Genomic DNA, 1,455 nt, shown 5'->3' with positions numbered 1-1,455 from the left:
TTCATGACAGCAACCACTCTTATGAGAACGTGACATTGCGTATTTTCGCAGGTCAAAACGATCCAACAGACATCTGCAAATAAAGGAGGCCAGCATGAAGATTAAAGTAGCATCTGCGGTTTTGGCCGTATCTATCCTTTTCAGTGGTTGGTTGTACTGGGGCAGTGACCTTAAAGTTGAGCAAGTGCTTACATCAAATGAATGGCAGTCAACCATGGTGACTGTGATTACTGATAACTTGCCAGACGATACCGTAGGCCCGTTACGTCGAGTGAATGTGGAGTCGAACGTTAAGTACCTGCCGAATGGCGATTACATTCGTGTGGCAAACATCAAACTGTTCGCACAAGGCTCGACGGCTGAATCGACAATTAATATTTCAGAGAAAGGTCGCTGGGAAGTGAGTGATAACTATCTGCTTGTGTCTCCTTCTGAGTTCAAAGATATTTCTTCTTCTCAATCCAAGGATTTTTCTGAAGCGCAACTACGTTTAATTACTCAAATCTTTAAGCTAGATGCAGAACAAAGCCGCCGAATTGACGTGGTTAATGAAAAGACTCTGCTATTAACTAGCCTAAATCACGGTTCTACGGTACTGTTTAGAAACTGAATTTAATTAGTGATAAGGGGGCAAGATGCCCCCTTAATTTTTTCTCATGGATTGGTTAGACACTTTCACTCTCTTTTTCGGCTCGCTCGTTGCAAATACGTTGGCATCTCTTTCTGGTGGCGGCGCCGGTTTGCTACAGTTTCCTCTACTTATTTTTCTTGGCTTACCGTTCTCCGTTGCACTAGGCACTCATAAAGTGGCTTCTGTTGCTTTAGGCTTGGGCGCTGCAAGCACTCACCTCAAAGCCGGCACAATTAAATTACCCATCGCCCTTTATTTGATTTTTGTTGGCAGTATAGGTGTTGTGATTGGCGCAAACCTCATCGTTCATATCCCTGATGGTATTGCGGAAAAGATGCTAGGCAGTATGATTCTGGCACTCGGTATTTATTCCCGCTTGAAAAAGCAGCTGGGGCAAATCGAAATCATTAAGCGTCGCAATCAATTGGGTTGGATTCTTGGTGGTATTGGCATCATGTTGATAGGCATCGTCAACGGGTCTTTAACCGCTGGTTCTGGGTTGCTTGTCACTCTCTTTCTTGTGCGTTGGTTTGGGTTCGATTACAAACAAGCGGTCGCCTACACCATGATTTGTGTCGGACTGTTTTGGAATGGTATTGGTGGCGTCGCGGTTGTACAAGCAGGAGCACCGATTCACTGGGCTTGGTTACCAGTATTGTTGTTGAGCTCTTTTCTTGGAGGCAGTTTAGGCGCGTGGGCCGCAACTCGCTATAGCAACCGAGTGATTAAAATTGCGTTCGAAATTCTCACGTTTGCCGTGGGCATCAAATTGCTGGTTTAACCCAGTTAAAAGGAAATTTTCATGGATAAAGCAATCATTGATA

Annotated in this window: 2 protein-coding genes; both read left to right on the top strand. The window is 44.6% G+C overall.

What is annotated here, in order from left to right; all coding sequences use genetic code 11:
* Positions 1-94: 94 nt before the first annotated feature.
* Positions 95-610 (top strand): transmembrane regulator ToxS, encoded by a 516-nt coding sequence (gene toxS / locus R7P35_RS24240; RefSeq protein WP_005454545.1) that lies wholly within the window; start codon positions 95-97, stop codon positions 608-610.
* A 46-nt stretch (positions 611-656) separates the two neighbouring features.
* A complete protein-coding gene (locus R7P35_RS24235; protein ID WP_005496102.1) occupies positions 657-1,412 on the top strand; it encodes a sulfite exporter TauE/SafE family protein in 756 nt (251 codons plus the stop codon).
* The last annotated feature ends 43 nt before the right edge of the window (positions 1,413-1,455 follow it).

Origin of the sequence: Vibrio sp. Vb0304 (genome assembly GCF_033338995.1) — a bacterium.
Lineage (GTDB): Bacteria > Pseudomonadota > Gammaproteobacteria > Enterobacterales > Vibrionaceae > Vibrio > Vibrio alginolyticus.
This window is presented reverse-complemented; position numbering and strand designations above follow the sequence as displayed.